General features: G+C 71.2%; 22 protein-coding genes and 1 tRNA gene. 17 read left to right on the top strand and 6 right to left on the bottom strand.

The annotated features are described in order from the left end of the window. Positions 1-66: 66 nt before the first annotated feature. The gene (locus C1I98_RS01230; RefSeq protein WP_111165208.1) at positions 67-897 is read right to left on the bottom strand and encodes an SDR family NAD(P)-dependent oxidoreductase; all 831 of its coding nucleotides are present in this window, start codon (positions 895-897) and stop codon (positions 67-69) included. A gap of 1,305 nt (positions 898-2,202) precedes the next feature. On the opposite strand from C1I98_RS01230, the gene C1I98_RS01225 reads away from it, so the two are divergent. The 14 genes from C1I98_RS01225 to C1I98_RS01160 all read left to right on the top strand — a co-directional run bounded on the left by C1I98_RS01225 (position 2,203) and on the right by C1I98_RS01160 (position 16,669). Beyond that, positions 2,203-3,450 (top strand): helix-turn-helix transcriptional regulator, encoded by a 1,248-nt coding sequence (locus C1I98_RS01225; RefSeq protein ID WP_146607222.1) that lies wholly within the window; start codon positions 2,203-2,205, stop codon positions 3,448-3,450. A gap of 207 nt (positions 3,451-3,657) precedes the next feature. After that, positions 3,658-4,083 carry a MarR family winged helix-turn-helix transcriptional regulator gene (locus C1I98_RS01220; protein ID WP_111165178.1) on the top strand — a complete coding sequence of 142 codons (426 nt, stop codon included), beginning with the start codon at positions 3,658-3,660 and terminating at the stop codon, positions 4,081-4,083. A 61-nt stretch (positions 4,084-4,144) separates the two neighbouring features. Continuing rightward, a complete protein-coding gene (locus C1I98_RS01215) occupies positions 4,145-5,605 on the top strand; it encodes an FAD-dependent monooxygenase (RefSeq protein WP_111165177.1) in 1,461 nt (486 codons plus the stop codon). A gap of 18 nt (positions 5,606-5,623) precedes the next feature. Next, positions 5,624-5,950, top strand: coding sequence for a TcmI family type II polyketide cyclase (locus C1I98_RS01210; protein ID WP_111165176.1), 327 nt, complete (start codon positions 5,624-5,626; stop codon positions 5,948-5,950). After that, positions 5,947-7,227: a beta-ketoacyl-[acyl-carrier-protein] synthase family protein gene (locus C1I98_RS01205; RefSeq protein ID WP_111165175.1), complete on the top strand. Its 1,281-nt coding sequence runs from the start codon at positions 5,947-5,949 to the stop codon at positions 7,225-7,227. The genes C1I98_RS01210 and C1I98_RS01205 overlap by 4 nt, the downstream gene beginning before the upstream one ends. Then, positions 7,224-8,459 carry a ketosynthase chain-length factor gene (locus C1I98_RS01200; protein ID WP_111165174.1) on the top strand — a complete coding sequence of 412 codons (1,236 nt, stop codon included), beginning with the start codon at positions 7,224-7,226 and terminating at the stop codon, positions 8,457-8,459. The genes C1I98_RS01205 and C1I98_RS01200 overlap by 4 nt, the downstream gene beginning before the upstream one ends. A 19-nt stretch (positions 8,460-8,478) precedes the next feature. Further along, positions 8,479-8,739 carry an acyl carrier protein gene (locus C1I98_RS01195; protein ID WP_111165173.1) on the top strand — a complete coding sequence of 87 codons (261 nt, stop codon included), beginning with the start codon at positions 8,479-8,481 and terminating at the stop codon, positions 8,737-8,739. A gap of 22 nt (positions 8,740-8,761) precedes the next feature. Then, positions 8,762-9,568 (top strand): SDR family NAD(P)-dependent oxidoreductase, encoded by an 807-nt coding sequence (locus C1I98_RS01190; RefSeq protein ID WP_199536646.1) that lies wholly within the window; start codon positions 8,762-8,764, stop codon positions 9,566-9,568. Positions 9,569-9,581: 13 nt separating this feature from the next. Continuing rightward, positions 9,582-10,529: an aromatase/cyclase gene (locus C1I98_RS01185; RefSeq protein ID WP_111165172.1), complete on the top strand. Its 948-nt coding sequence runs from the start codon at positions 9,582-9,584 to the stop codon at positions 10,527-10,529. Positions 10,530-10,532: 3 nt separating this feature from the next. Then, positions 10,533-12,575 carry an SDR family oxidoreductase gene (locus tag C1I98_RS01180; RefSeq protein ID WP_111165171.1) on the top strand — a complete coding sequence of 681 codons (2,043 nt, stop codon included), beginning with the start codon at positions 10,533-10,535 and terminating at the stop codon, positions 12,573-12,575. A gap of 54 nt (positions 12,576-12,629) precedes the next feature. Then, a complete protein-coding gene (locus C1I98_RS01175; RefSeq protein ID WP_233506977.1) occupies positions 12,630-14,210 on the top strand; it encodes an acyl-CoA carboxylase subunit beta in 1,581 nt (526 codons plus the stop codon). A gap of 34 nt (positions 14,211-14,244) precedes the next feature. Beyond that, positions 14,245-14,460 carry an acyl-CoA carboxylase subunit epsilon gene (locus tag C1I98_RS01170; RefSeq protein ID WP_199536645.1) on the top strand — a complete coding sequence of 72 codons (216 nt, stop codon included), beginning with the start codon at positions 14,245-14,247 and terminating at the stop codon, positions 14,458-14,460. 33 nt (positions 14,461-14,493) lie between these two features. Further along, positions 14,494-15,477 carry an LLM class flavin-dependent oxidoreductase gene (locus C1I98_RS01165; RefSeq protein ID WP_111165169.1) on the top strand — a complete coding sequence of 328 codons (984 nt, stop codon included), beginning with the start codon at positions 14,494-14,496 and terminating at the stop codon, positions 15,475-15,477. Further along, positions 15,470-16,669 carry an MFS transporter gene (locus tag C1I98_RS01160; RefSeq protein WP_199536644.1) on the top strand — a complete coding sequence of 400 codons (1,200 nt, stop codon included), beginning with the start codon at positions 15,470-15,472 and terminating at the stop codon, positions 16,667-16,669. Before C1I98_RS01165 ends, C1I98_RS01160 begins: the two co-directional genes overlap by 8 nt. Positions 16,670-16,686: 17 nt before the next feature. Here the strand turns inward: C1I98_RS01160 and C1I98_RS01155 are convergent, their stop codons facing one another. Both C1I98_RS01155 and C1I98_RS01150 read right to left on the bottom strand, forming a co-directional pair. Next, a complete protein-coding gene (locus C1I98_RS01155; RefSeq protein ID WP_146607221.1) occupies positions 16,687-17,088 on the bottom strand; it encodes a hypothetical protein in 402 nt (133 codons plus the stop codon). A gap of 403 nt (positions 17,089-17,491) precedes the next feature. Next, positions 17,492-18,304 (bottom strand): SDR family oxidoreductase, encoded by an 813-nt coding sequence (locus C1I98_RS01150; protein ID WP_111165167.1) that lies wholly within the window; start codon positions 18,302-18,304, stop codon positions 17,492-17,494. A gap of 286 nt (positions 18,305-18,590) precedes the next feature. Between C1I98_RS01150 and C1I98_RS01145 the strand changes: the two genes are divergently transcribed. Further along, the gene (locus tag C1I98_RS01145; RefSeq protein ID WP_111165166.1) at positions 18,591-19,865 is read left to right on the top strand and encodes an aromatic ring-hydroxylating dioxygenase subunit alpha; all 1,275 of its coding nucleotides are present in this window, start codon (positions 18,591-18,593) and stop codon (positions 19,863-19,865) included. Between the two features lie 12 nt (positions 19,866-19,877). Beyond that, positions 19,878-20,831: a PDR/VanB family oxidoreductase gene (locus C1I98_RS01140; RefSeq protein ID WP_111165165.1), complete on the top strand. Its 954-nt coding sequence runs from the start codon at positions 19,878-19,880 to the stop codon at positions 20,829-20,831. Here the strand turns inward: C1I98_RS01140 and C1I98_RS01135 are convergent. Together C1I98_RS01135 and C1I98_RS01130 are read right to left on the bottom strand one after the other, a co-directional pair. Beyond that, positions 20,828-21,235 (bottom strand): hypothetical protein, encoded by a 408-nt coding sequence (locus tag C1I98_RS01135; protein ID WP_146607220.1) that lies wholly within the window; start codon positions 21,233-21,235, stop codon positions 20,828-20,830. The two genes, C1I98_RS01140 and C1I98_RS01135, sit on opposite strands and share 4 nt — an antisense overlap. 282 nt (positions 21,236-21,517) lie before the next feature. Continuing rightward, positions 21,518-21,589: transfer RNA gene (locus C1I98_RS01130), tRNA-Val, on the bottom strand. Between the two features lie 454 nt (positions 21,590-22,043). Here C1I98_RS01130 and C1I98_RS01125 point away from each other — a divergent pair. Continuing rightward, complete coding sequence (locus C1I98_RS01125; protein WP_111165163.1) at positions 22,044-22,460, top strand: SsgA family sporulation/cell division regulator; 417 nt, start codon at positions 22,044-22,046, stop codon at positions 22,458-22,460. Positions 22,461-22,474: 14 nt separating this feature from the next. Here C1I98_RS01125 and C1I98_RS01120 read toward each other — a convergent pair. Further along, on the bottom strand, positions 22,475-22,757 hold a 283-nt coding region (locus C1I98_RS01120), incomplete at its 5' end, for a DUF305 domain-containing protein (RefSeq protein ID WP_146607219.1).

Genomic DNA, 22,757 nt, shown 5'->3' with positions numbered 1-22,757 from the left:
CCGCCCTCCCTGCGTTTCGGTGAAGTGGTGGCCGGAGCCGGCGAAGCGGTGGCCGGAGTTGCTTCCTCAGCGCCGCGCGAGGAGATCCTCGGTGATGCGATGCAGGCGCGTCGCGGCCGCGGGGTCGAACGACCAGCCGTCCAGGCCGATGAACCGGTCCTCCCACAGGGCGGTGAGCGGTTCGGCCGGCGGGCCGTCGATGACGGCCACGATCGGGATGATGGACTCCTCCGCCGACTTCGTGGCGCCCTTCTTCATCTCCTCGACCTGTGCCGCCGTCTCGGGGTCGAACTCGCCCGCGAGGCCGGTGCGCGTGCCGCCGGGGAACTGCAGCACGTAACGAATCCCCCGGTCACCGTGCGCGGCGGCCCAGGCGACACCGAGCAGATCGTTGAGCTTGCCGCCCTGGAACATCGCCTCCCAGCCGTCGTAGCCCCGCGTCAGTTCGACGTCGTCCCAGTGGACCCGGCCGGCCGATATTCCGGGGCCGGCGACATTGACGACCGCCGACGTCCCGGCCTTCTGCATCGGTCCCACCAGGCCGTGGCTGAGCAGGAACCGGCTCAGGTAGTACAGCGCGAACTGGTGCTCGAAGCCCTCGGCGGTGACCCGGCGGTAGGAGCGGAAGAACCGTGCACACAGGACCAGGGCGTCCACGGTCGGGAATATTTCGCCGACCTCGCGAAGAACCCGCTCGTTCTCGCTGACCAGGCTGAGATCGGCCGCTATGAAGAAAACCCGCTTACCGGCCTCCTTCTTCTCCGACTCTTCGATGAAGCGGGCGCCCTTCGCCGGGTCCGGGGCGACGATGAGGACGTTGTCCCCGCGATCGCGACAGGCACGGGCCAGGGCCAGCCCGATACCGGACGTCCCGCCCGTTATGACAATGTTCTTCACGGAAATCCCTTCGGCCGCCAAGACGGGGGTCCAGCCCCCGCCGGCGTTCTGCCGCTAGTGGGTAAAAGTGGTGGTCACAGCAATTCTCGCAGAGCTTTCAGGGCCACCGCAAGGGATACGGACCGTTCGGTCCGTGACCTGTGGCGGAGCCGTAGGGACGCTGGGCTCAGGGAGCGCATAGGGTTCAAGAATGGAATGCCGGAGCCGATCAAATAGGGGGCCGATGGTGGAGCGACATAATTCGATCACGTTAGTCGGCGAGACGGGCCGGAGCATAGGGGCCGGGCCGGCGCAAGAGCCCGGCGGGCCGGATTGTCATCCGGCCGCCGACAACCGGCAAAGCGGAGATGACACGGCGGGCACGGCGGAGGCCGGCGGTTCCGCCGGCCCCGCCGAGCAGCCGCCCGGCGGGGCCGATCGGGGCGCTCGGCACCATGGACGCAACGGCGCATCAGGCCGCCTGCGGCCGCGAACCCTATGGTCAGAGGCGGCCCGCCGGGAACCCCGGCCCGGGTTCGACGCCAATGGCGAGGACCGGATCGCGGTCCAGGCGGGCGGCCGGAACAGGGGCGCCGGTCCGTGACGCCGACGCGACCGGCCCATGTTCCATGGCGCCGGTCACGTTCGTCCGGGGAGACCTGCCGGGAAGGTGACCGGAGAGGCGGCGGACACCCACGTCTCGACGCAACGGGCCCGCGCGTGCGCGATGGCGAAAGGCGGCCGGACATGCGCCGCCCCGATGCCGTCGCGAAGCCCCCACGGTGGATTCGGCGCTCCGATCGAGCAGCCCTCCGCACCGCCGTCAAGTGACGAACATCACTTATTCTGGCCGTGTGCGGGCCGCCCTTACGGCCCTTGATTATTTCGGCACAGTAGATAGACTACTAATTTAGTGGGGATCTCGTCGCAGGCTTCCTCAGGCCGGCCCTCGGCTCATTCGGAGCGCGGGACGGCGACGTACGGGGGTTAGGAATTCCGACTGGTGGGCGGCGCTCACTTCATCGCCTCTCCAAGTGGGCGGCCCGCGTCCTGTCATCTAACTTGTTGATCATGGACCACGCCAGGAGATGAATCCCTCTACCGCGTGTGAGCCTTTTCAATGATCAGACGCGCCCACCCGCCCTGGACCGTCCTGGGCCCCCGTCTCCAATGGTCGCATCGCGTTGAGCTAGTTGATGGGGACACTAAAACATGATCGGAAGGAACCAAGGAACAACAGCCGCAATCGTGAAACACGAGGACGGGCGCGGGAAACGACAGCTTTCCGGCTCTGGGCTCCACGGGAACGTCGGCCACGCAGGTGGCGTGGCCGGTCGCGGTGAGTTGGTGACCGGCTACACGCCGGGGGTCGCCTTCCCGAATGGCGGCTCGATCTGCCGGACGATGTGCGAGGCGGCGCGGCGCGTCGAGATAGCCGCTCTCGGCCGGCGCATGCGCGGCGCCGTACTCGACGAGGTGGAGAGCGCCTGGAACGCGCGCGAGCCGCACCGGGCGGCGGAGGCCATGTGGCTCACCTTGCTGGCCCTCTTCTACACCGGTGACCTCGACTCGGTGACCGACTACTGTGAAGAGCTGTCCCGCGATCAGGAGTGGACGCGCTCGCCGCTGCGCCGGGGGTTGCTGCTCATGATGCGGGCCCGCGTCGGCCTGGAGACCCGGGCGATGGGCCTGGCCGCGGAGATGTTCAGGTCGCTGCTCGCCGAGATGGGCGCGGGGCCGCTCCGGACCCTGGCGGTCGCCTGGCTGACCGAGGCGCTGGTGTGCGTCGGGGAGTTCGACCAGGCGCACGAGGTGCTGTTCGCCAACGGGCTCACCGGCCGGCTGAACAGCGGGCCGGCCGAGCGCGCGCACATCCTGGCCGCCCGGGGCAACCTGCGCCTTGCCACGGGCCAGTTCCAGCTCGGCGTCGATGACTTCATGGAGTGCGGCCGGCTGCTGAAGTCGCTCAACGTCGCCAACCCCGCGGTGATCCCGTGGCGGTCCAGGGCCGCGCTGGGGGCGCTGGCGGTACACCACCGCGACCTGGCACGCGTCCTGGCCGAAGAGGAACTCGCCGCGGCCCGGCGGTGGGGTTCGCCGCGCTCCATCGGCGTCGCGCTGCACGCCCTCGCCCTGGCGCGCCGGGACGAGGCGTCCACGGCCATGCTGGAGGAGGCCGTGGAGCTGTTGTACCTGGCCCAGGCGGGGGCCGCGTTGATCCAGGCGCTGTACGACCTCGGCGCGCTGCGAATTCAGCAGGGCAACGTGACCGGCGGACGGACCGGCCTGACCGCCGCGGCCGCGGTCGCGCGCGGGTGCGGCAACGCGTACTGGGTGACCCGGACCGACGCGGCGCTGGCCAGGTCCGGTGAGGGCCACGCCTCCCAGGCCCTCACTCCCCAGGAGGCGAGGGTCGCCAACCTGGCCCGCGCCGGGTACAGCAACCGCAAGATCGCCGAGACGTTGTTCCTGGCCGTCCGCACGGTCGAGTTCCATCTGTCCAGCGTCTACCGCAAACTCGGCATTTCCGGACGGGCCGAACTCTCCATGGCACTGAGTCTCACCGTCTCCTAAGTCAGCTCCATCTGAATATCGGCCCGAAAAGGCTCCATCCGCCCATTGCGGCGGATGGAGCCTTCGGCTGCCCGCAGGTGAATGCTTGCGGCCCTACCGTAGTTTGTCTCACGGCCCCTTGTGGCCTCTGCGGGCGCATGCCAGAGTCAAAGCATTGATTCGGGAACACACCGATAAATCCCTTTGTCGCGGCAATAGAGGTTTCCCATGCTCCAGCAGAACACGACCAAGCGGCTCGGCTATTGGCTGCTGCACCTGCACCGGCTCTTCGACGCCGCCACCGGCTCCGCGCTGGCGGGTGAGCGGCTGAGCCGCAGGCAGTGGCAGGTCCTGCACGCACTCGGCATCGGCGTGGACACGGTCGCCGCAGTGGACGACGCTTTCGACCCTTTCCTGGCCGCCGATGGTGAAAAATCGTACCGGCCGATCATCGACGAATTCGTCACGCGCGGATGGGTCGCCGTCGCCGGTGAGACGTACACGCTCACCGAGGCCGGCGCGGCGGCGCACGAACGGGCCGAGGCGATCGTGAACGCGCACGCCGCCGAATCGCTCGCCGGAATCAGCGAAAGCGAATTCCTGGCCGCCAACGACGTACTGGAACGGATCGCCCGCAACATCCAGGGCGAGTAACTCCGCGCCGTACCCGTGACAGTTTCCACGAAACGCTCAGCCGCCGTCCCAGGAGGTTCGCATGGACGCTTCCGTAATCGTCGTCGGCGCAGGACCGGCCGGGCTGATGCTGGCCGGAGAGCTCCGCCTGGCCGGTATCGACGTCATCGTGCTGGACCGGCTGGGCGAGCGCTCCGGGCAGTCCCGCGCCATCGGGTTCACCATCCGCACCATGGAGGTGTTCGACCAGCGGGGGCTGCTGCCACGGTTCAGGGACCTCCAGACCAGCCACGCCGGGCACTTCGGCGGTCTCCCCCTGGACCTCGGGCTGCTCGGCTCGGCGCACGGCGCGGCCCGCAACGTGCCGCAGAACACCACCGAGGAGGTGCTGGAGGGCTGGGCCCTCCAGTTGGGCGCCGACATCCGGCGCGGCCTGGAGTGCACCGGCTTCGTGGAGGACCGGGCCGGGGTGACCGTCACCCTGCGCGACGGCGGGGCCCTGCGCTGCCGGTACCTGGTCGGCTGTGACGGCGGGCAGAGCACGGTGCGCAGGGTGGGCGGATTCGACTTTCCCGGGACGTCCGCCACCACCGAACTCTTCCTCGCCGACATCCGCGGCCTTGAGCTGGAGCCGCGCACGGCCGGGGCACAGACCTCGACCGGCATGGCGATGGTGGCCCGGCTGGCCGGCGGTGTGCACCGGATCATCGTCGGCGAGCGGGGGACCCCGCCGCGGACGCGGACCGGCCCGCCGGAGTTCACCGAGGTGGCCGATGTCTGGAAACGCGTGGCGGGGTCGGACATCTCCACGGCGGAGCCGGTGTGGGTCAGCGCGTTCAGCGACGCCGCCCGCCAGGTCACCGAATACCGGCGGGGGCGGGTACTGCTGGCCGGAGACGCGGCCCACGTCCATCTGCCGGCCGGTGGGCAGGGCATGAACACCGGCATTCAGGATTCGGTGAACCTGGGCTGGAAGCTGGCCTCCGTGGTACGGGGGCGGGCCCCCGAATCGCTGCTGGACAGCTACCACACCGAGCGGCACGCGGTCGGCCGCGCGCTTTTGGCCAACACCCGCGCGCAGGGCGCGCTGCTGCTCGGCGGCGACGAGGCAGCGCCGCTCCGCGACGTCCTGGGCGAGCTGATCGGCGGCGCCGAGGCCCAGCGCCTGCTCGCCGCCCGCGTCAGCGGCCTGGACATCACCTACGACGTCGGCCGCGGCAGGCACCCCCTGCTGGGCGCGCGCATGCCGCACCCGGGCCTGGAGCACGCCGGCCGCGGCACCGCGGGCGGCGAGCTGTTGCGCACCGGCCGGGGCGTGCTGCTCGACCTGACCGGCAACCGGGTCCTGCGCCGGCGCGCCCGCCCGTGGGCCGACCGGGTCGACATCGTGACGGCCACTCCGCACGCGGACGACGCGGAGGGCCCGCTGGCCGGCACCACCGCGCTGCTGCTGCGGCCCGACGGCCATGTCGCCTGGGCCGCCCCTGGAACCGATGACGATCTGCGCGCCGCTCTGGGCCGCTGGTTCGGGCCGAGCCGATAACGATCGAGAAGAGGAACGATGCACAGCACACTGATAGTCGCGAAGATGGCCGCCTCCTCCGCGGACAAGGTGTCCGAGCTCTTCGCCGACTTCGACCGGACCGACATGCCGGGCCGGATGGGGACCCGGCGGCGGCAGCTCTTCGAGTTCAACGGCCTGTACTTCCACCTCCAGGACTTCGACGAGGACAACGGCGGCGCGCTGATCGAAGAGGCGAAGACCGACCCGCGGTTCGTCCGGATCAGCGAGGACCTCAAGCCGTACATCGCCGCCTACGACCCTGCGACCTGGCGCTCCCCCAAGGACGCCATGGCCCGCCGGTTCTACGCCTGGAGCGCGGGATGAGCGGCCCGCCCTCCCGCCGTCCGGTGATCACCGGCGTCGGGGTGACCGCGCCGGGCGGCCAGGACGTCAAGGAGTTCTGGAAGCTGCTCACGGACGGGCGTACCGCCACGCGCCGGATCTCCTTCTTCGACCCGTCGCCCTTTCGCTCACAGGTCGCGGCCGAGGCCGACTTCGACGCCGAGCTGTCCGGGCTGACCCCTCAGGAGATCCGGCGGATGGACCGCGCGGCGCAGTTCGCCGTGGTCACCGCACGCGAGGCGGTGGCCGACAGCGGGCTCGACTTCGCGGCGCTGCCGCCCCACCGCATGGGCGTGACCGTGGGCAGCGCGGTGGGCGCGACCATGGGGCTGGACCAGGAGTACCGGACCGTCAGTGACGGCGGCCGGCTGGACCTGGTCGACCACACCTACGCGGTGCCGCACCTCTACAACTACATGGTGCCCAGCTCGTTCGCGACCGAGGTCGCCTGGGCCGTGGGCGCGGAGGGGCCCACCACGGTGATCTCCACCGGCTGCACCTCCGGGCTGGACGCGATCGGCTACGCCGCCGACCTCATCCGGGAGGGCTCGGCCGACGTACTGGTGGCCGGGGCGACCGACGCGCCCATCTCCCCCATCACGCTGGCCTGCTTCGACGCGATCAAGGCGACGACCCCGCGCAACGACGACCCCGAGCACGCCTCCCGCCCGTTCGACGCCAGCCGCAACGGGTTCGTGCTGGGCGAGGGGGCGGCCATGTTCGTGCTGGAGGACCTGGCGAGCGCCCTGGCGCGCGGAGCGAGGATCTACGCCGAGGTGGCCGGGTTCGCGACGCGGTCCAACGCCTTCCACATGACCGGGCTCCGGCCGGACGGCAGGGAGATGGCCGAGGCCATCCGCGTCGCGCTGGAGGCCGCCCGGCTCGCGCCCGAGGACATCGACTACATCAACGCGCACGGCTCGGGCACCAAGCAGAACGACCGGCACGAGACCGCCGCGTTCAAGCGCAGCCTCGGCGAGCACGCCTACCGCACGCCGGTCAGCTCCATCAAGTCGATGGTCGGGCATTCGCTGGGCGCCATCGGATCGATCGAGATCGCCGCCTCCATCCTGGCGATGACGCACAACGTGGTGCCGCCGACGGCCAATCTGCACCGGCCGGACCCCGAGTGCGACCTGGACTACGTGCCGCTGACCGCCAGGGAGCTGCCGGTGGACGCGGTGTTGTCGGTCGGCAGCGGGTTCGGCGGGTTCCAGAGCGCGATCGTGCTGGCGCCACCCGGGCGGAGCGGCACATGACCACCGCGACCTGGGTCACCGGGCTCGGCGTGGCGGCTCCGACCGGGCTGTCGTTGGCCGAGTACTGGGCGGCCACGCTGGCCGGGCGCGGCGCCATCGGGCCGGTGACCCGTTTCGACGCATCCTCCTATCCGGCCCGGCTGGCGGGTGAGATCACCGGTTTCGTCGCCGAGGACCACCTTCCCAGCAGGCTGCTGCCGCAGACCGACCGGATGACGCGGCTCGCGCTGGCCACCGCCGACCGGGCGTTCGCCGACGCGGGCGTGAATCCGGCGGACCTGCCGGAGTTCGACGTCGGGGTCATCACGGCGAGCCACTCCGGCGGGTTCGAGTTCGGGCAGAACGAGCTGCGCGCGCTGTGGAGCAAGGGCGGCCAGTACGTCAGCGCCTACCAGTCCTTCGCCTGGTTCTACGCGGTCAACAGCGGCCAGATCTCCATCCGCCACGGGCTGCGCGGACCGAGCAGCGTCGTGGTCAGCGACCAGGCGGGCGGCCTCGACGCGGTCGCGCAGGCGCGCCGGCAGATCCGCAAGGGGACCGCCATGGTGATCAGCGGCGCGGTCGACGCCTCGATCTGCCCGTGGGGGTGGGTCGCCCAGCTCACCGGCGGCCGGCTCAGCACCAGGGACGACGCCGAGCGGGCGTACCTGCCGTTCGACGACGACGCGACCGGGCACGTCCCCGGCGAGGGCGGCGCGCTGCTGGTACTGGAGGACGCCGGGCACGCCCGCGCCCGCGGCGCGCGGGTCTACGGCGAGATCGCCGGGTACGCGGCCACCACCGATCCCCGGCGGGACAGCGGCCGGGAACCGACTTTGCAGGCCGCCATCGAGGGGGCGCTCGCCGACTCCGGGGTGGAGCCCGCGGACATCGGGGCGGTCTTCGCCGACGCCGCCGCCATCCCGGAACTCGACCGGGTCGAGGCGGAGGCCATCGCCAAGGTGTTCGGGCCGTCCGCCGTGCCGGTGACCGCCCCGAAGACGATGACCGGCCGCCTGTACTCCGGGGCCGCCCCGCTGGACCTCGCCGCCGCGTGCCTGGCCATGCGCGACGGGGTCATCCCACCCACGGTCAACACCCGGCCCTCCCCCGCCTACGACCTCGACCTGGTCACCGGCGCCCCGCGGGCGGCGGCGCTGCGCCACGTCCTGGTCATCGCGCGCGGCCACGGCGGGCTCAACTCCGCCATGGTCGTGCGGGCCGTCGATCCCTCCGCCGCGGCGGACCACTGACGAGACGAAAGGACCGCACATGCCCGGAAACCAGTTCACGCTGGACGATCTCAAGACCGTCCTGCGCCAGGCGGCCGGCACGGACGAGGGCGTCGACCTCGACGGGGACATCATCGACACCTCGTTCGACGACCTCGGATACGAGTCCCTGGCGCTGCTGGAGACCGCCAGCCGCATCGAACGCCACCACGGGATCAGCCTGGACGAGGACGCGCTCGGGGAGGCCCAGACCCCCCGTGAGCTGATCGACCTCGTCAACACCCACCTGCCCGCCGCGTGAACGCACCCGCCGAGGAGCCTTGATGTCCGTCAACACCGCAACCATCACGCAAGCCGCCGGCCGGGTCGCCCTGGTCACCGGCGGCACCAGCGGAATCGGCCTGGCCAGTGCCCGGCTGCTCGCGAGCCAGGGCCACCGGGTGTTCATCTGCGCGCGCGGCGAGGAGGCGCTCGCCGACTCCGTCAAGGCCCTCCAGAACGAGGGGTTCGACGTGGACGGCACCGTGGCCGACGTGCGGTCCAAGGAGGACGTCGCCCGCCTCGTGCAGGCCGCGGTGACCCGGTTCGACACCATCGACGTCCTGGTCAACAACGCCGGCCGCAGCGGCGGCGGAGTGACCGCCGACATCGGCGACCCCCTGTGGGACGACGTCATCGCCACCAACCTGACCAGCGTGTTCGTGGTGACCCGCGAGGTGCTGAACGCCGGTGGGATGCGGCGGAAGTCCCGCGGCCGGATCATCAACATCGCCTCCACGGCGGGCAAGCAGGGCGTGGTGCTGGGGGCGCCGTACTCGGCCTCCAAGCACGGCGTCGTCGGTTTCACCAAGGCGCTGGGCAACGAGCTGGCGCCGACCGGGATCACGGTCAACGCGATCTGCCCGGGTTACGTCGAGACCCCGATGGCGCAGCGGGTCCGGCAGGGCTACGCCGACGCCTACTCCACCACCGAAGAGGCGATCCTGGAGCGCTTCCAGGCCAAGATCCCGCTCGGCCGCTACTCCACCCCTCAGGAGGTGGCGGGCCTGGTCGGCTACCTCGCCTCCGACACCGCGGCCTCCATCACCGCGCAGGCGCTCAACGTCTGCGGCGGGCTGGGCAACTTCTGAGAGGAGCACGACAGTGTCGCAACAGCCGGGACGAGAGGTCGAGCACGAGGTCACGGTGCGGGCCGGCGCCGAGGAGGTCTACCGCCTGCTCGCCGAGGTCGAGAACTGGCCGCGCCTGTTCCCGCCCTCGGTCCACGTGGAGTACCTGGAGCGCGGCGAACGCGAGGAGCGCATCCGGATCTGGGCCACCGCCAACGGGGAGGCCAAGAGCTGGACCTCGCGCCGCAGGCTCTTCCCGCAGGACAAGCGCATCGACTTCTGGCAGGAGGTCTCCTCGCCCCCCGTGGCGGAGATGACCGGCGCCTGGCTCATCGAGCCGGCGGGCCCGCAGGAGACCAGGCTGCGCCTGCTGCACCGGTACCGGGCCATCGACGACGACCCCGAGGGGCTGGCCTGGATCGACCAGGCCGTCGACCGCAACAGCAGCGAGGAACTTCCCGCGGTCAAGGCCGCGCTGGAGGAGGCGGCCGGGGAAGACCCGCTCACGCTGTCGTTCGTCGACTCCGTCGAGGTCGCCGGCTCGGCCAAGGACCTCTACGACTTCGTCAACGAGGCCGGCCGGTGGCGGGAGCGGCTGCCGCACGTCGCCACCGTGCGGCTCACCGAGGACACCCCGGGACTTCAGGTGCTGCGGATGGACACCCTCACCAAGGACGGTTCCTCGCACACCACCGAGTCGGTCCGGGTGTGCTTCCCCCACCACCGCATCGTCTACAAGCAGACCACGCTGCCGGCCCTGATGAGGCTGCACACGGGCTACTGGGAGTTCGAGGAGACGGGCGACGGCGCCGCCAGGGCCAGTTCCCAGCACACCGTCGTGATCGACCCGAAGCGGATCACCGATGTCCTCGGCGCGGACGCCGGTGTCGCGGAGGCCCGCTCGTTCATCCGCGAGGCGCTCGGCGGCAACAGCCGGGCGACGCTGGGGCTCGCCAAGGATTACGCGGAAGCCCGGCGCTGAGTCATGGCGGACACGGCTACCCCGGCCGCCCGGAGGTCCGGCGCGCTCGATGCCGACGTGGTCGTCATCGGCGCCGGACCCGTCGGGCTGCTGCTCGCGGGCGATCTGGCGGAGCAGGGGGTGCGCACCACGCTGGTGGAGCAGCGCACCGAGCCCATGACCGAGTCCAGGGCGTCCACCCTGCACACCCGCACCATGGAACTGCTCGCCGAACGGGGCGTCCTCGCCCGGCTCGGCGAACTGCCCGGGGGCGGACCCGGCCACTTCGGCGGCATCCGGCTCGACCTGACCGAGGCCGACCCCGGCCACCCGTACGCCGGGCAGTGGAAATGCCCCCAGGCCCGGCTGGAGGCGGTGCTCCAGGAGCGGGCGGTTGCGGCGGGCACCGCCCTGCTGCGCGGATGGCGGCTGGCCGGCCTGCGCGACCACGGCGATCACGTCTCGGCCGAGATCCGCTCGGCCGATGGGACCGGACGCACTCTGACCGCCTGCTACCTGGTGGGCTGCGACGGCGAACGGTCCGCGGTCCGCGGGCTGGCGGGCTTCGAGTTCGCCGGGACCGACGCCGGGCGCGAGATGCTGCGCGCCGACGTCGCGGGCATCGACGTCCCGGACCGGCGCTTCGAGCGGCTGCCGAAGGGGCTGGCCACCGCGCACCGCTGGCCCGACGGCAGCACCCGGGTCATGGTGCATGTGTACGGGGCCCGGCCCCGGGCGCGCCTCGCGCCTCCGGCGTTCGAGGAGGTCGCGGCGGCCTGGGCCGAGGTGACCGGAGAGCGGATCGAAGGTGGCACGCCGCTGTGGCTCAACGCGTTCGACGACGCCAGCAGGCAGGTGACGCGGTACCGCAGGGGCCGGGTCCTGCTCGCGGGCGATGCCGCCCATGTGCAGATGCCGGTCGGCGGCCAGGCGCTCAACCTGGGGCTTCAGGACGCGGCCGACCTCAGCGGGCCGCTGGCCGGCCGGGTGGCCGGCCGGGTCGGTGAGGACGCCCTCGACGGCTACCACGAACGGCGGCACGCCGTCGGGGTCCGCACGCTCACCAACATCCGGGTCCAGTCGCTGCTGCTGCTCGGAGGAAAGGACGTGGAACCGCTTCGGGAGGTCTTCACCGGACTGCTGGAGTCCGGCCCGGTCCGCCGGGCCGTGGCCCGCGTGATCAGCCAGGTCGGCGAGCCCGCCGCCTGGGCCATCGGCCGCCGGACGGGTGCTCCGCAGCCCCCGGCCCCGGTCCCGCCGGTACGCGAGCGAACCGCACCACAAGGGAGGAAGGGCAGGATGGAACGGCTGGAGAACAAGACCGCGCTGGTCACCGGGTCGAGCCGGGGCATCGGCCGGGCCGTCGCGCGACGGCTGGCCGAGGAGGGCGCCCTGGTCGCCGTGCACTACGCCACCCAGCGGGACGCGGCGGAGGAGACCGTCCGCCTGATCGAGCAGGACGGCGGGCGGGCCTTCAGCGTGCGGGCCGAACTCGGCGTGCCCGGCGACGTCCACGAGCTGTTCCTGGGGCTGGAGCAGGAGCTGAAGGCCCGTACCGGTGAGGTCGTGCTGAACATCCTGGTCAACAACGCGGCCATCACCACGCCCGCGGGCCAGATGCCGGAGGACGTCACCCCCGAGGACCTCGACCGGCTCTACGCCGTCAACGTCAAGGCCCCGTTCTTCATCGTGCAGCGCGCCCTGCCGCTGCTGCCCGCCGGCGGGCGGATCATCAACGTCTCGTCGGGGCTGACCCGGCTGGCCAACCCCGAACAGGTGGCGTACTCGATGACCAAGGGCGCCATCGAGCAGATCACCCTGCACTTCGCCCGCCATCTCGCCCCGCGTGGCATCACGGTCAACACCGTGGCGCCCGGCATCACCGACAACGGCAGCGCGATCTTCGACGTCCCCGAGGCGGTGCGGCAGATGGCCCAACTGTCGGCGTTCAAGCGGGTCGGCCAGGCGGAGGACGTCGCCGACGTGATCCGCTTCCTGGCCACCGACGAGGCCAGGTGGGTCACCGGGACGTTCGTCGACGCCAGCGGCGGCACGCTGCTCGGCTGAAACCAATCGGCAGCTTCGGGAGTAACGGGGTCCATGACCACGGCACAGGAAACGATGACCGCACCGGCAGCGGAGCCGGAACCGGCCGGCCTCGCCGGCCGGATCGAGGAGTTACGGGAGCTGAAGCGGCGGATCCGTCAGGGGCCCGACGCCGCGGCGACCGAACGCCAGCACGCCAAGGGCAAGCTGACCGCCTACGAACGCATTGACCTGCTGCTCGACCCGGGCACCTTCACCGAGGTGGAATCACTGCGCCGGCATCGGGCGACGGGGTTCGGGCTGGAGGCCAGACGCCCGCACAGCGACGGCGTGGTCACCGGCTGGGGCGAGGTGAACGGCAGGACCGTGTTCGTCTACGCCCATGACTTCCGTGTCTTCGGCGGCGCGCTCGGGGAGGCGCACGCCGGGAAGATCCACAAGATCATGGACATGGCGCTGGCGGCGGGCGCCCCCCTGGTCTCGCTGAACGACGGCGCGGGCGCGCGCATCCAGGAGGGCGTCTCCGCCCTCGCCGGGTACGGCGGCATCTTCCAGCGCAACACACGGGCGTCCGGTGTCATCCCGCAGATCAGCGTGATGCTCGGCCCGTGCGCGGGCGGTGCCGCCTACTCCCCCGCGCTCACCGACTTCGTCTTCGCGGTCCGCGGCACCTCGCAGATGTTCATCACCGGGCCGGACGTGGTCGCGGCGGTGACCGGGGAGGAGGTGACGCACGAGGGCCTGGGCGGGGCCGACGTACACGGCGGGGTCTCCGGCACCGCGCACTTCGTCTACGACGACGAGGAGACCTGCCTGGCGGAGGTGCGGTACCTGCTGTCCATGCTGCCGGCCAACAACCGCGAGCTGCCGCCGGTCGTGCCCGCCGCCGACCCGCCGGACCGGCGGCTGGACGGCGTCCGCGACCTGGTGCCGGTGGACGGCAACCGGTCCTACGATGTGCGCGAGGTCATCGCGGAGATCGTCGATGACGGGGAGCTGCTGGAGGTGCACGCCGACTGGGCGCGCAACCTGGTGTGCGCGTTCGCCCGGCTGGACGGGCACGTGGTCGGCGTGGTGGCCAGCCAGCCGGCGATGCTGGCCGGCGTCCTGGACATCGGGGCCAGCGAGAAGGGGGCGCGGTTCGTCCAGTTCTGCGATGCCTTCACCATCCCGCTGCTGACCCTCGTGGACGTGCCCGGGTTCCTGCCGGGGGTGCGGCAGGAGCACGACGGCATCATCAGGCGCGGCGCGAAGCTGCTGTACGCCTACTGCAACGCCACGGTTCCGCGGGTGTCGGTGGTGTTGCGCAAGGCGTACGGCGGGGCGTACATCGTGATGGACTCGCGGTCGATCGGCGCGGACCTGGCGCTGGTGTGGCCGGGCAACGAGATCGCGGTGATGGGCGCGGACGCCGCCGCCGACGTGATCTTCCGCAGGGAGATCGCGGCGGCCGAAGACCCGGTCGCGACCCGCGCGCGGAAGATCGAGGAGTACCGCGAGCGGCTGGTCCACCCCTACTACGCGGCGGAGCACGGGCTGGTGGACGACGTGATCGACCCGGCGGAGACCCGAGCCGTGCTGGTCCGGGCGTTCGCCATGCTCCGGCACAAGGACGCCGCCCTCCCGCACCGCAAGCACGGCAATCCGCCGCAATGAGACCACCACCGATGCGAGGGGAGCGATCAGAGCGATGAGGGAGTACACCGACATGCCGCTGCTGCGCGTGGAGCGGGGCGCGCTGGACACGGTGGAACTCGCCGTGGTCACCGCGGTGCTGCTGCGCCGGCGGAACGCGGCGCGGCGACGGCCGCGGCCGTGGCGATCGGCCGCCCCGGCGCCATGGCGGCGTCCCGAACCGATCCCCGCCTACCGAGGGCCGCGGAGCTGGCAGGCCCAGGCCGCCTGACCGCGGGCCCGCCCCCACGAACGGAGACTGATCATGGAAGTCGGACTGCTCTTCGACATGCGCAACCCGGAGCCCTGGCAGCGCCCCTGGGCCTACCACTACGCGCGCTCCCTGGAACTGTGCGAAGAGGCCGACCGGCGCGGGGTGGGCGGCCTCTGGTTCACCGAGCACCACCTGTTCGAGGACGGCTACCTGCCACAGCCGCTGACCATGGCCGCCGCCGCGGCGGCGCGCACCGCCAAGGCCCGGATCGGCACCGCGGTGATGCTGCCGAACCTGCGCCATCCGGCGCAGATCGCCGAGGAGGCCGCCGTGGTGGACCTCATCAGCGGCGGCCGGCTGGAACTCGGCTTCGGCGCGGGTTACGGGGCCCTGGAGTACGCGCTCTTCGACGCCGACCATGGACGGCGGTTCCGCAACGTCGAGCGGAACATCGGCGAGGTCCTGCGGCTGTGGCGGGAGGCGGGGGTCACCCCGCCGCCGCTGCAGCAGCCGCCGCCCGTGTGGGGCGGGTTCTACGGGCCGCGCGGCGCGGGCATCGCGGGCCGCCTCGGCCTGGGCCTGCTGCACATCTCCCCCGAGATGTTCCAGCACTACCGCGCGGGCCTGATCGAGGGCGGGCACGACCCGGCCACGGCGCGGGTGTCGGACCTGCTGCCGTTGATCCTGTCCGACGACCCCGAGGCCGCCTGGCCCCGCGTCGCCCCGCACCTGGCCCATCAGAAGAACACCTATCGGCGGACCTGGGCGGCGGGCACCGACCGGCCGCAGCCGCCGACGCTGCGCGCGGAGGACTTCCCCGACCGGCCGGCCGACGGATCGTGGGCCATGCTGGAGATCCTCACCCCGGAGGACGCGGCGGCGCGCATCCACGAGAAGATCCGCGGGCTGCCGGTACGGCACCTCATCTTCTGGGCGAGCGTCGCGGGCATGCCCGACGACCTGGTGGCCAGGAACATCGAGCTGATCTGTGAGCGGCTTCCGGATCTGCTGGAGAAGGCGGCCGCGGGTGGATAGCACCGGCACCGCGACGGTCCGGCGCGGCGGCCGGCCGCTGTTGTTCGTCCTTTCCGGGAACATGCTGCTCGACGCCATCGAGGTCTCGCTGGTGCTGGTGGCGTTGCCGGCCATCGGCGCCGATCTCGGGCTGGGCCCGTGGGCGGTGCAGTGGCTGATGAGCGGGTTCGCCCTCGGGTTCGCGGCGAGCCTCACGCTCGGGCCACGGCTGGCCGCCGTGTGGGGGCTGCGCAGGGTCTATCTCGTCGCGATGCTGGTGTTCGCCGCCGCCTCCCTCGTCGGCGGGCTGAGCACGAACATGGCGGTCCTCGTGGGCTCCCGGGTGGTCAAGGGGGCCTGCGCGGCGCTGACCGCGCCCGCCGGGCTGGCGCTGATCGGTGAGACGTTCCCGTCCGGCCCGCGGCAGCGCAGGGCGGTGTCGGTCTACTCGATGTTCGGGGCCTCCGGTTTCAGCCTGGGGCTGGTGCTGTCCGGCCTTCTGGTCGCCGACACCTGGCGCTGGACGTTCCTGTTCCCGGTTCCGGTGGCGCTGGCGCTGCTGGTGGCGGGGCGGCGCCTCATACCGGACGTCGAAGGCGCGCCACCCCCGAGGTCCGGCCTCGCACTGCTGCGCAACGGGCCGTTGATGCGCGCGGTGGCGGGCGCGGGCATCCTGAACGGCGTCTACATCGGCCTGCTGCTGGTGGTGACGTTCACGCTGAGCTGGGGCATGGGGTGGCGGGCGTGGCAGGTCGCGCTCGCCCTGCTGCCCGCCTGCCTGCCGCTGGTGCTCTCCCTTCCGTTCGCGGGGCGGCTGGTCCAGCGGTTCGGCACGTCGCGGCCGATCGCGCTCGGCGCGCTGCTCGCGTTCGCGGCCGGGCCGCTCGCGCTGGCGCGTTCCGGCGGCGGCTCCTACGCCGGCGACCTGCTGCCGTCGCTGCTCCTGGCCGGGGCGTCGTTCGTCGTGGCGTTCGCCGCCCTGAACATGCGGGCGACGCAGAGCGTCGCCGCCGAACTGCGGCGCGCGGCGGTGCCCGTCTACCAGACGGGGGTCCAGGTCGGCAGTGTCGTGATGCTGCCGCTGGTCGCCGCCCTGCTGGACGCCCCGGACGGTACGCGGCCGGCGTTGCTGGCCGTCTCGGTGCTCGGCGCCATCGGGGTCGCGGTCGCGGCGACCGGCCTGCGCACCCGCTCCGGCGAAGCGGGTGCGTGAGGACGGCCGGGCCGGGGTCAGCCGCGCCCGAGTACGGCGAGCGCGGCGTGTAGCGTGCGATCGTCGGTGGCGAGGGCCTGTAGGCCCCGCCACCGCCCGTCGCCCCCCGCGCGGGCGAGGTCGCCGGGGTCCCTGACGTACGCGATCAGCGGCCGTCCGCCGTAGGCGTCGGCGCCGATCTCGCCTGCCACTTCCAGGGGCACCGTGACGGAGTCGAACGCGGACGGGACGTCGGCCGGCACGCCGTCGGGGACGAACAGGGACAGCAGCGGACGGCCCCGGGTCGGCACCGGCAGCGGACCGGCCACGTCGTAGATGCCGTGGTGGTCGCTGGCGTGGACGCGCGCCAGGTCGATGTACGCGGCCGGATCGGCGATGATCGCGTCATAGGGATAGCCGTCCCACAGTCTCCGCGACACCACCCCCGTCTCCACCGTCGCCTCCGGACCGATGTCGACGGGTTTGGCCAGGTCCCTGACGTCCCAGCCAGCGCGCCGGGCCGCCCGCCGGCCACGGTGAGGTCCCGCGAGCCCAGCACGAGCCCGCTGCCCGCGGGCAGGATGGTCTGGAGGCTGGCCACGGCCCGGGCGAGGTTCCAGGGGTGCTCGCGGTGATTCGCCGCGGCGATCAGCAGCCGGGTGCCCGTAATCCGCCGCGCCAGGACGGCGGCCAGCGAGGCCGGGGCAGAGTGCCCAAGCGTGCGCCGACCGGCTGGACCGATCGGTCCTAGGCGTTAATCGTGACCACCCGGCACAGGCTTGTCAAGGCGGAGACGACCTTCGGACCGATCGGCCGCCCAGGCGCCGGGACCGGCGACTCAGATCAGGCCGAAGCCCCCTCGTCGCCCCGCTGGAAGTGCTTCGTCATCATGTGCAGCTGGTGGTCCAGGACGCCGAAGCCGCTGTCCACCCGGATCACCTGGCCCACCGTCACGCCGAAACCGTCATCGGCCACCGTCGCCACGCTCTTGGCGGCGTCCTCGGCGTCCATCACCCGGCCGAGGACCGAACGCTCCTCCGTCAGCTTCCGCAGATCGCCGTTGAGCACGCCCGCGGTCGCGTCGGTCCGCACGGTCCCGAACGCGACCGTGTTGACCACGATCCCGTGCTGCGCGGCCTGCGCGGCCACATGGCGGCTGTAGGTGTTCAGCGCCGCCTTGGCGATCGAGTGCGCCGCGACGCTGCCGACGAAGTCGGCGGCCGTGCTGGAGATGTAGACGATCCGGCCGGCCCGCCGCCGCTGCATCGCGGGCAGCACATGCCGGGTGAGGAAGAACGCCCCGGCCAGTTCCCCGGTGATCTTCCCGATGAACGCCTCCCAGGGCACCGAAAGCAGCGGCTCGAACGGCGGGTTGACGGTGTTGGCGTTGCAGATGAGCACATCGATATGGCCGTGGTCGGCGTGTATCCGCCGGACCATCTCAGCGGACTGGCCGGCGTCGCACACGTCGGCCTGGAGCGCCTCCGCCGACCCACCGGCGGTTTCGATCTCACCGACCACCCGGTGCGCCGCCGCCGCGTCCTGCCGATAGTTCACGACCACGTGATAACCGCGCCGCGCCATTTCCCGCGCGGTCGCCGCGCCGATGCCCCGGCTCGCTCCACTGATCAACGCCACCTGCCGAAGTGCTTCCATACGTCCTCCCGGTTTCCGTCCGCGCGACCCGCAGAAAACCTGTTCTGTCAAGCTAGGGCCGGAAGGCCGCCGTTGTCCCTGTGGCTCTCCCACAGGTCCCGCGGTGAACCCTTGCCGCGGCGCCGCGCCGGCTGCAAAGTGGATATTGCCATTCACCGGCACAATGCCGGCCCCATTCAATTCGCCCGGCCCCGGCACCACCGCGGCCGGTTTCCCGCGCGCCCGCACGCGGAATTCGCACGCGAATTGCGGAAGCGAATGAACAAGGCCCGCCGAGGAGATCGAGATGACCGAGCAATCAGTTGTGGACACCGGCACCGGCTACGGCCGCAAGGCGCCGTCGTACGACGCGCGGCTGACCGAGACCGGCCCTGGCACCCCGATGGGCGAGGCGCTGCGGCGGTACTGGCAGCCGATCGCCACGTCGGCGGCCCTCACCTCCGACGTACCGCACCGGACGCGGATCCTGGGCGAGGATTTGATCGTCTTCCGTGACGGCCGGGGCCGCCCCGGCGTGGTGTTCGAGCGCTGCGCCCACCGAGGCGCCAGCCTGTACTACGGCCGGGTCGAGGAGGACGGCATCCGGTGCTGCTACCACGGCTGGAAGTTCGACGTGCAGGGGCACTGCCTGGAGCAGGCCGGCGAGCCCGGCAGGGGCCGCCGGCTCGGCGCGGCGCGCCAGCCGTGGTACCCGCTCGAGGAGCGGTACGGTCTGGTGTTCGTCTACATGGGACCGCCGGAGCGAAAGCCGGTACTTCCCCGGTACGACATTCTGGAACCGCAGGAAGAGGGCGAGAAGTACTACGCCGAGTGGCCGGTCCCCGGCATGAACGTCACCGGCCTGGTACAGGACTTCAACTGGCTCCAGATATACGAGAACGCGATCGACCCGGCGCACATCAACTGGCTGCACTCCCAGCACAGCGGCTTCCAGTTCCTCGGAACCGGGACCACCGGTTTCCCTGAGGACTTCTACGATCCCTACACCGTGGCCGACCGGCTCACCTACGAGCGGACCGATTACGGGGCCAAATATCGCATTCGTTTCCTGGACAAAGAGGAGAACGGTGTCCGGCCGGAACGCGAATGGGGGGCGGAACTGCATCTGCCGAACATCCTGGTGCTGTCGGACTTCGTGAAACTCGTCCCCGACGCACCGGGCGACATGCTGATCTGGGTCGTCCCGGTCGACGACACCCACCACCGGTCGTTCTTCTCGCTGCGCACCACCGACCCCGAGCGTTTCGACCGGTTCTTCTACGGCGTGAAGCAGAACGGCAAGGACGCCTGGGAACTGACCGAGGAAGAACACCAGCGATTCCCCGGAGACGCCGAGGCGCAGGAGTCGCAGGGCCCGATCACCCTGCATTCGGAGGAGACCCTGGCCACCACCGACCGCGGGGTCGTGATGCTGCGCAGGCTGCTGAAGACGATGGTCGCCGACGTGGAGGCGGGCCGCGACCCGCAGGGCGTGAGCCTGACCGAGGTACCGCCGCGGCGCACCCGGTCCGGCATGGAGACGCTGTCCGTGCCCACAGCCGTGCCCGCAGCCGGGGCCTGAGGGGACATGGCCGTGACGTGGACGGAGGCGGCGGTCGTCTCCCGCTCCGCAGCGACCCCGGACATCGCGGTGATCGACCTCGCGCCGGTGGCCGGGGCCGCGTTCCCGGCCTACACGGCGGGGGCGCACATCGACGTGCTGATCGGCTCGGGGCTGGTCCGCCAGTACTCGCTGTGCGGGCCGCCCGAGCAGGGGGCGTACCGGGTGGCGGTGCTGAACGAGCCCGCCTCGCGAGGTGGATCGCGGGCGATGCACGCGCTCAAGGTGGGCGACCGGCTGCGGATCTCGGCGCCGCGCAACCGCTTCCCCCTCGTCACGGCGCGCCGGCACCTGCTGTTCGCCGGCGGGATCGGGATCACCCCCCTGCTGGCGATGGTGCGGCAACTCGAACACGAGCGCGCCGAGTACACGCTGCACTACTGCGCCCGCAGCCGTGCTCGCGCCGCATTCGTGCGGGAGCTGGCGGGCGACCCCCGGGTCGCCTTCCACTTCGACGACGAGGACCCCGGCCAACCGCTCGACCTCGCCCGCGACCTCGGCGACCCGCGACCGGACACGGCGGTCTACATCTGCGGCCCGGACGGGTTCATGGACCACCTGCTGCGCGCGGCCGAAACGCTGGGCTGGCCACAGCAGGCCCTGCACAAGGAACGGTTCGGCGACCCCCCGGCCCTCGCCGGACCGGCCGGTAACGGCACGGGCGCCTTCACCGTGCGCCTGGCCTCCACCGGTGCCGAGTACCTCGTCCCCGAGGACCGCAGCGTGCTCGACGTGCTACTGGAGAACGGCGTCGATGCGCCCTTCTCGTGTCAGCAGGGCATCTGCGGGACGTGCGTCGTTCGCGTCCTGGCGGGCGACCCCGACCACCGCGACGACGTGCTCACCGACGACGAACGCGCCGAAGGGCTGTTCACCATCTGCTCCTCCCGCGCTTTCTCCCCCGTCCTGGAACTCGACCTGACCTAGAACGACGTGCAGCGGCGCTGCCGGCGCTTGTTCCGGTGGACGGTACTGCACGAGGTGCCGTGCTCGGTGTTGGCGCGGACACCGTCGATGGTCTCGGTACAGGTGTTCTCATCCTCCACATCGGGCTCGGTGTCCTCGAAGTCCTCGTCCTCTTCGAGGTCGTCGTCATGGATCGCGGCCCTGGCGGCGTCCCCGCCCTTCCTGCGCACCCGATAGGCCTCGGTGTACGGCGAGCGGAACGAACCGTCCCCGGCCTTCTTCCCGACCGCCGGGGCGTATCCGTCGATGCGGATGTAGTACCAGGAGTAGCCTCGCACCTCGTCGTCGCACCGGACGTCCGCCACCCTGACGCGCGTCCGCTCGAACACGCAGACCTCTACCCGCTCCTCGAGGTCCGCGATCATCACGTCCGAGCCCACGCCGCCCTTGGCCGGAGCCCGATAGGAGTAGTCGGACGGCTCCTCGAACGAGCCTTTCCTCGCCTTCGCCCAGGTGGCCGGAACCCGGTGACGCGCTCACGGCCAGGAGGACTAATCGTGCTCTCTTCGGTGACACGCTCCTCACTCCGAAGTCGGGGATCATCACCCGACCAACGGCACGGCCATGCCCATGGTTCCGCCCGCGGGCATGCCCCCGGAAAGCCGAAAACCCCAGAGCTTGATCTTCCTCTGGGGCTCGGACCTGGGTGGGCGATACTGGGATCGAACCAGTGACCTCTTCGGTGTGAACGAAGCGCTCTCCCGCTGAGCTAATCGCCCAGGTGATGCGGCTCCCTCGCGGGGCCGACGGGAAAACCATACCGCACTTGCGGGGTGGCCGCGAAGCCGTTCCCGCCCGGGGCGCGGTGATCGGGTGGAGGCGGGTTGCCGGGAAGGTCGCGGATCGGGCGCGTGGGGAGGGGTGGTTGGCATAGCATCGTGCTGACCTACAGTGACACGATACGAACGAAGCAGGGGGCTTTCGTCAGAGAGGTCCCGCGGGAGGGGCCTGAGGGCCGGAGCGACACGCAAAACCCTCGTAAACATGGGCCTGTTGGCGATGTTTGACCAGGTAGGGACCTAAATGTCGGGCTGTGATGTGCGTTACAGAAGGGCCCGGAGGCGGAATCTTTTCAACAGGTTTCTTCGTTCCGCGTCATAGCTCACGACGAAGCCCGTCAGAGCAGTGAAAGCCCCGATGAGGGGACCCGACGACGTAAAGGTTTGGCTGACGATGAACAGCACCACCGTCTCCGCCGAGCTGGGCCTTCGGCTAGTGGTCCCCGACCGTACCACCGTCCCCCTGCTCGCTGGACTCAGCTACACGGCCGAAGACCCGTATGCGATCCGGATGGCCTTCCATGTGGGGAACGACGAACCGGTCGAGTGGATCTTCGCCCGCGAGTTGCTGACCGTGGGCATCGTGCGGCGCGTCGGAGACGGCGACGTCCAGGTGTGGCCCGCGCGCTCCGACGGCGAGCGCACCCTGCACATCAGCCTGACCTCCCCCTTTGGTCAGGCGCTCTTCGAGGTGCCGCTCGCACCCCTGACCGAGTTCCTGCACCGGACCTACGAGCTGGTCCCCGCCGGCCGTGAGACCGACTTCATGAACCTCGACGCGGAGCTGAGCAACATGTTGTGGAGCTCCTGACGAACGCCTGATCCTCATGGCGTCGCCGGGCCGAGCAGGCGGCGCATCCGGCTGATCTCGATGGTCTGGCCGGAGATGACATCGCGGGTCATCAGGCGCATGCGCCGGTTCGTCCCGCCGTCGAGTTGTGCGCGCGCCATGGTCAGCGCGCCCTGGTGATGGGTGATCATCAGCCGCAGGAAGAGCCGGTCGAAGGCGGTCCCCCTGGCCGCGCGCAGCCGGTTCATCTGCTCCAGCGTCGCCATGCCGTACATCCCGCCGCGGGTGTGCCCATGTCCCGCGGGCACGGCCCGCCCC

It is taken from the genome of Spongiactinospora gelatinilytica, from assembly GCF_003236385.1.
Lineage (GTDB): Bacteria > Actinomycetota > Actinomycetes > Streptosporangiales > Streptosporangiaceae > Spongiactinospora > Spongiactinospora gelatinilytica.
The sequence above is the reverse complement of the archived record's forward strand: the minus strand, read 5'-3'. Positions and strand labels throughout refer to the sequence as shown.